The sequence below is a fragment of the Glutamicibacter sp. AGC46 genome (genome assembly GCF_053543715.1).
In genome coordinates this window covers 152,022-158,218 of record NZ_JBLVOJ010000024.1, presented here as the reverse complement: position 1 = coordinate 158,218, position 6,197 = coordinate 152,022, and the positions used below count along the sequence as shown (strand labels likewise).

Here is a 6,197-nt window from a genome sequence, read left to right as displayed (position 1 = left end):
CTCCCCGGGGCGTTATGCGTTGGCCTCGATTACCCTCACAGCGAAGCGCGAATCCCTGCCGAAGGCTGGTCGCCGGGAAGATGGTGGGATAGCGTGATCAGAAACCGCCGGATCCGACCAAAGGTGCAGCACATGCCAGAATTCACCACAACATTGAGCGCAACCGGCGGGAACAACGTGGGCATCGTGGTTCCCGATGGCATCGTGCTCGGATTCGGCCGCGGCAAGCGTGTGCCGGTCATCGTGTGCATTGACGGGGACTACACGTACCGGAACAGCATTTCCTCCATGCACGGGCAATTCCTCATTTCCTTCAGCTCCGAGACCCGTGCTGCCACGGGCAAGGGTGCGGGCGATGAAATCAGCGTGAGACTCGAACTGGACGAGGAACCGCGCACCGTCGAAATCCCCGAACCGCTGGCCGTGCTGCTCTCCGCCGAGCCCGAGCTGCTGGACGCCTGGAACAAGCTGTCCTACAGCAAGCAGCGCGGCCATGTGGACCCCATCGTGGCTGCCCGCGGCGAGGACACCAGGACGCGCCGGGTCGAGAAGGTCATCAAGACGCTGCGCAGCCACTAGCCTGCCGGGGCCATGCCCGCTGAGCCAGCAGGCCAGCCAGCCCCGGTCGCAGTCGGCAGCAGCGTGAGCAACCCACCGGTGCCCCGGAGCTACTGCACGGTGAATTGCAGGCGCTGCCAGCCGCTGGCGCCATTGGGCACCGGGTTGGCTTTCTCGCTGGTCTGCAGCTTGCCCTGTGCATCATAGGCGCGGACGGTTGCCGAGTGCGTTCCGGGTGCTGCGTCCTTCCATACGAAGCGCCACTGCCGCCAGGTATCCAACGAGGCTTCGGTCGCCAGTTGGGCATCTGCCCACGGTCCGTCATCGATCTGCACCTGCACACGCGAAATGCCCCGGGTCTGCGCCCATGCAGTTCCGCCCAAGACGACTTCTCCGGCAGGCACCTGGGCGAACGGGCGAGGGGTATCGATGCGGGAAGACATCTTGATTGGACCGCGTTCGGACCAGCCGCGAGTAGTCCAGTAGGCCGCCTTGTCCTGGAACCGCGTCACTTCCAAATCGACCACCCATTTGGTGGCCGACACGTAGCCGTAGAGACCTGGCACCACCATGCGCACCGGGAAACCATGCTCGAAAGGCAGCGGCTCGCCGTTCATGCCGATGGCCAGCAAAGCCATCCGGTCGTCGGTGAGCGCTTGGAGCGGGGTGGAGGCGCTGAAACCGTCATGCGAAGTCGAAAGCACCATATCCGCGCCGGCCTGCGGAACCGCGCGCTCCAGCAGCTTACGCAGCGGGTAGCCCAGCCATTTCGCGTTGCCTACCAGATCGCCGCCGACGGGATTGGACACACAAGTGAGCGTCAGATAGGTTTCCACGAGTTCTTCGCCCAGCAGTTCGTCGAAGTTCACGGTGAATTCCTTCTCCACCATGCCGTGCACGCGCAGCGACCACTGGTTCGGGTCGATCTGCGGCACCGAAAGCGCGGTATCGATGCGGTAGAAATCCTGGTTGGGAGTCACGAAGCGGGGCATGTCCGCTACTTCTACCTGCACCCCTTCGGGCAGGGGTTCCGCCTTGGTCCGGGCCGCAGGCAGGCGCAAGGCCTTGCGTGCGGCGGCGGCCATATTCCGTGATGCCGACAGCGAGGTGGAAACACCGGTGGAGACGGCCGCGGCGGCCAGGGACAGGGCTGCGCCTATCAAGAACTTCCTGCGGCTTGGACCCGTCGCGGTGGCGCCCTCGTCCTGCCTAGGGGCCGCGGCCGCAGCCAGCCGGGTCAGCCACTGCAGAAGCCCTATACCGGCGATCGCGCCCAGTACCGTCGGGATGATATCCAGCAGGCTGGTGGAAGCACGAGCGGCCACGGCACTGGAGAGCAGCACGGCCAAGCCGATGATGGCCGTGCAGGCCAGCGCAAAACTTCGCTTGGCGATCAGGCCGATCATCGCCGCCAGGACTGCGGCGGCTGCACCGATGGAAATGAATAACGCCAACTTGTCATTGGTCCCGAAGGTCGCGATGGCGAAGTCCTTGAGCCATGGGGGAGTCAGGTCGATGATGGCTGAACCCAGCGCGAAAAACGGCGAGGATGCATTGTTGAAAAATGCCGAGGCGAATTGGGCCACGGCAAACATGATTGCGGCCGAGCAAATTCCAGCCACCGCGTGGAATACGAGTTTACTGCTGCTGCGCTTCTGCCAAATGCCCACTGCCACTCACCTCATGCGTTGCGGTCCATGTTCCCCTGCAGAATGCAGGGGGAACAACTTCTCACAGTGTTTTCGGAACGGACAGCATTGCGGATTGGAACAGGCTACAAGAACTTCCGCACGCTCACAGCGATTGGACCATGATGGGGTCTGTTGTCGGAGCCGGGGAGCCGGTGGCCGGCTCGACCGTGATCCCGAAGTGGGTGATGCCCTTCATTGGATCCGAAACCATGATCATGCCGTTGGCATCGCCGCCGGTGAGCATTCCCGCAGGAACCGCCCCTTCTGCCGAGATCAGCCACAGCTCGTAGCCCTTGTCGCTGGACAAGGCTGGCATGCCCGAGGTGGACACCGCCATCAGGCCTTCGTCGGCAGAATAGGACAGCGTGATTCGCGCGCCGTCGTCCAGTGTCTGCGTTTTCGACTTGGCATCTGGGGCAGCCAGGATGCGGCTGAGCTCTTCTTGATGCGAGGCCATGGCGGCCATCTGGCTTTCCAGCTCGCGCTGCTGGGAATTCTGGTTGATGGCCAAGCCGCCCAGAGCCACCGCTGCGAGCAGCAGGACGCCGGCGGCCAAGGCGAAGAAGCGCTGCGGGCCGCGTTCTGCGCCAGCTTGCGGGGCCTGGTGCGTTGCAGCGGTTTCGGTTTCCCGTTCAGCAGGAGCAGCTGGTTCAGCAGGAGCTATTGGGTCCTGTGCCTGGGCGCCGTCGTGATCGAGGGCCGTCTCCTGCACAGGTGCCAATTGCTCGGTAGTGCGGATAGCGGCCATGATGTTGTTCTTCAGCCGGGCCGGAGGATTGACCGGTTGCGCTGACAAGCCGAGCAGTCCAGCAGTTTCCTGCAGGGCATCCAGTTCCCGGCGTGCCTGGGCAGAGTCGGGACCCCCATGCTGGAGGGCTTCGCGTTCCTTGTCTTCCAGAGCATCCAGGGCGAAGCTGTCGGTCAGCTCGTTCTCGTGCTTGTCCATTACGCCGCTCCCATCAGTTCTCGAAGTTTGCCCATTCCATCGCGTATTCGCGTTTTCGCGGTTCCCACCGGTATTTTCAGCAGCTCTGCGACTTCCGTGTGGGTGTATCCGCCGAAGTAGGCCAGGTGTATCGCCTCGCGTTGCGGGGCGGTGAGCCGCTGCAGGGCTTGGGCTACGCGCATGGTCTCGTCGTGCAAGATGGCATTCTCTTCCACGTCGTCGTAGCTGTCCTGGAATTCCTTGATTCCAACGCGCAAATCCCGGTCCTGGCTCGCTTGGCTTGCTCGCACCCGGTCGACGGCCCGGCGGTGGGCAATAGTCAGCAGCCATGATGCTGCCGTGCCACGCGCCGGATCAAAGCGCCTTGCCTGTTGCCACGCTTCGACAAACACTTCCTGGGTGACTTCTTCGCTCTGTGCATTATCGCGAAGCACCCGCAGCACGAGTCCGAAGACCCGTGAAGCCATGGCATCATAGAGCGATTCGAAGGCAGATTCATCTCCCAGCGCGACCTGTTGCAGCAGGACGTCTGGCGTTTTCACGGAATCGTCTTCCATGGCATCGAGTCTATTGGAACTCATGAATCCTAGGGTCTCATGCATCTGTGGCTAAGCGGCTATCTGCTGTGGCGTGGCGTTTTGCGAAAAGATCCGTCCAAGGGAACCAGGTTCCCGTTGCACCGGCGAAGGTGATGCCTGGAAGGTATTCCATGCACCACCTTCATGCCAGCGGCTTTGATGATTCTGGCGATACTACTTCTTTGCCGGTGGCATCAGGACGGTGTCCACCAGGTACACGGTTGCGTTGGCGGTCTGCACGCCGCCGCAGATGACCGAAGCCCCGTTGACTTCCAGATCGTCGCCGCTACCGGTGACTTCCACCTCTTCGCCCTGGACCGTTGCGTGGGTTCCGGGAAGATCATCTGGTGCAATCTGGCCGGAAACGACGTGGTAGGTCAGGATGCTGGTCAGGGTGTCGGCATCCTTGGCAACTGCGGACAGGTCATCCTTCGGGATTGCCGCGAAGGCGTCGTCAACCGGTGCGAAGACGGTGAATTCGCCGCCATTGAGGGTATCGACGAGATCGACATCAGGATTCAGCTCACCGGAGACTGCAGAAGTCAGGGTGGTCAACAGCGGGTTGTTCGAGGCAGCGACGGCCACTGGATCCTGGGCCATTCCGGCTACCGAGCCATCACCGGTCGGGACTGCTTCGGCGTAGGCCGCGCAACCCTTGCCCACAAGATTGCTTGCTGGATCCATTGCCGATTCGCTGGCCATGGGCGAGCTGCTTTCCGAGGCGGACGCCGTGGGCGATTCCATGGTTTCCGAACCGGTCGAGCAGGCGCTCAGTCCCATGGCGGCGACTGCGATGAGCCCGAATGCTCCAGCGACTTTGCTGTATGTGCGCTTCATGATTTTCTCCTTGCTTCGCCGCGACTGATGTCGTCGGTCCTTTTCCTGTCCGTGCGGATCAGGTTGTCAATGAGCATTCGGGGCAGGTTGCCCGACGGATTGGATTCTCTTGGAAATTTTTTTTCGTCTTGCTGGCAGGCCGTGAAGCTGCCGGATCCGCGGGCTGGCGGGCCCTGTCCCGGAGCATTGCCGGCTCATGGAAATAGGCTGCAAGTGGGATCTGCCACGCTTGGAACCAGCGACAGCCTTATTCTCCGCACAAGCCATATACTGGAAGGCGTGAGTAAAGCCGGGCAGAACACGCAAGAGCAGGCCTCAGGCCTCGTATTAGTCGACAAAGAGCAGGGAATGACCTCCCATGATGTGGTCGGTCGCATCCGCAGACTTGCAGGGACTCGGAAAGTCGGCCACGCCGGCACCCTGGACCCCATGGCCACCGGCGTGCTGGTTATCGGCGTGAACAAGGCAACCCGGCTGCTGACCTACATCGTCGGCCACGACAAGACCTACACCGCCACCATCCGGCTGGGGCAGAACACGGTCACGGACGATGCCGAAGGCGAAATCATTTCCGAGCGCATCGCCGCGGCGGTCAGCGACGAAGACATCGAGCGCGAGATCGCCCAGCTGCGCGGAGACATCGAGCAGATCCCGAGCTCGGTCTCGGCCATCAAGGTCGATGGCAAGCGTTCCTACGCTCGCGTGCGCGCTGGCGAACAGGTAGAACTCAAGGCCCGCCCGGTCACCATTTCGCGGTTCGAGATCCATGAGGTGCGCCGCGAAAACGGCGGCAAGATCCTCGACGTCGACGTCACGGTATCGTGCTCTTCTGGAACCTACATCCGGGCGTTGGCCCGCGACCTGGGCGAAGCATTGAACGTTGGCGGGCACCTGACGGCGCTGCGCCGTACCGAGGTGGGCCCATACAAGATCGAGCTCACCCGCACCCTGGAGCAGCTGGCCGGGGAATTCGAGATTCTCCCAATCGAAAAGGCTGCTGCCGCGCTGTTCCCGAACCGCACGGTCAGCGTCGACGAAGCCGTGGAATTGTCTTTCGGCCGCACCATCCCCGCCTCGCATCTGGGCATGGACATTGCCGAAGGCCAGACCGTTGCGGCTTTCGCTCCCAATGGCGTGCTGGTCGCACTGCTGGAAGACAAAGGCGACAAGGCGCGTACGGCCTTGGTCTTCACCGCTAAGTAATCCCGAAAGGAACTGGCTTGATTGCCGTCAATGGATTCTTCATCGCCGGAGCGGTGGTCTGCGCACTGGCATTGCTGGTGGCAGTTATCGCAACCGCTATCCGCAAGCACCCGGATGACTGGGCGCTGATCGGTGCGGTGGCCACCGAGCTTTTCCTGATTGCCTACGGCATCGCGGCCGCGATCCGCCAGGTCGGGGGAAATGCGGTGCAAGGCGACCCGGTGGAATTCTGGGGCTACTTCATCACAGCGCTGATCATGCCGCCGGTGGCCTTCTTCTGGGCGATCAGCGAGAAGAGCCGTTGGTCCAACGCCGTGCTGGCCGCGTCGGCCGCCGTCACCTTCGTAATGGTGTTCCGCATGGAACAGATCTGGCAGTAGGAGT

Annotated in this window: 7 protein-coding genes; 3 read left to right on the top strand and 4 right to left on the bottom strand. The window is 62.3% G+C overall.

Going from position 1 to position 6,197, the window contains the following annotated elements; all coding sequences use genetic code 11:
• Positions 1 to 132: 132 nt before the first annotated feature.
• The gene (locus ACNPM8_RS12770) at positions 133 to 579 is read left to right on the top strand and encodes a YdeI/OmpD-associated family protein (RefSeq protein ID WP_400290382.1); all 447 of its coding nucleotides are present in this window, start codon (positions 133 to 135) and stop codon (positions 577 to 579) included.
• 89 nt (positions 580 to 668) lie between these two features.
• Here the strand turns inward: ACNPM8_RS12770 and ACNPM8_RS12765 are convergent, their stop codons facing one another.
• The 4 genes from ACNPM8_RS12765 to ACNPM8_RS12750 form a co-directional block, all read right to left on the bottom strand.
• Entirely contained in the window at positions 669 to 2,153 is a 1,485-nt protein-coding gene (locus ACNPM8_RS12765) for a molybdopterin-dependent oxidoreductase (protein WP_105661832.1), read from the bottom strand.
• Between the two features lie 199 nt (positions 2,154 to 2,352).
• Positions 2,353 to 3,195: an anti-sigma factor gene (locus ACNPM8_RS12760; protein WP_105657284.1), complete on the bottom strand. Its 843-nt coding sequence runs from the start codon at positions 3,193 to 3,195 to the stop codon at positions 2,353 to 2,355.
• A complete protein-coding gene (gene sigK / locus ACNPM8_RS12755; protein WP_286134161.1) occupies positions 3,195 to 3,776 on the bottom strand; it encodes an ECF RNA polymerase sigma factor SigK in 582 nt (193 codons plus the stop codon). Before sigK ends, ACNPM8_RS12760 begins: the two co-directional genes overlap by 1 nt.
• 171 nt (positions 3,777 to 3,947) lie before the next feature.
• Positions 3,948 to 4,610 (bottom strand): fasciclin domain-containing protein, encoded by a 663-nt coding sequence (locus tag ACNPM8_RS12750; protein WP_105657286.1) that lies wholly within the window; start codon positions 4,608 to 4,610, stop codon positions 3,948 to 3,950.
• Positions 4,611 to 4,889: 279 nt separating this feature from the next.
• Between ACNPM8_RS12750 and truB the strand changes: the two genes are divergently transcribed.
• Both truB and ACNPM8_RS12740 read left to right on the top strand, forming a co-directional pair.
• Positions 4,890 to 5,813, top strand: coding sequence for a tRNA pseudouridine(55) synthase TruB (gene truB / locus ACNPM8_RS12745; protein ID WP_105661834.1), 924 nt, complete (start codon positions 4,890 to 4,892; stop codon positions 5,811 to 5,813).
• 17 nt (positions 5,814 to 5,830) lie between these two features.
• Positions 5,831 to 6,193, top strand: coding sequence for a hypothetical protein (locus ACNPM8_RS12740; RefSeq protein WP_105657288.1), 363 nt, complete (start codon positions 5,831 to 5,833; stop codon positions 6,191 to 6,193).
• Positions 6,194 to 6,197 lie beyond the last annotated feature (4 nt).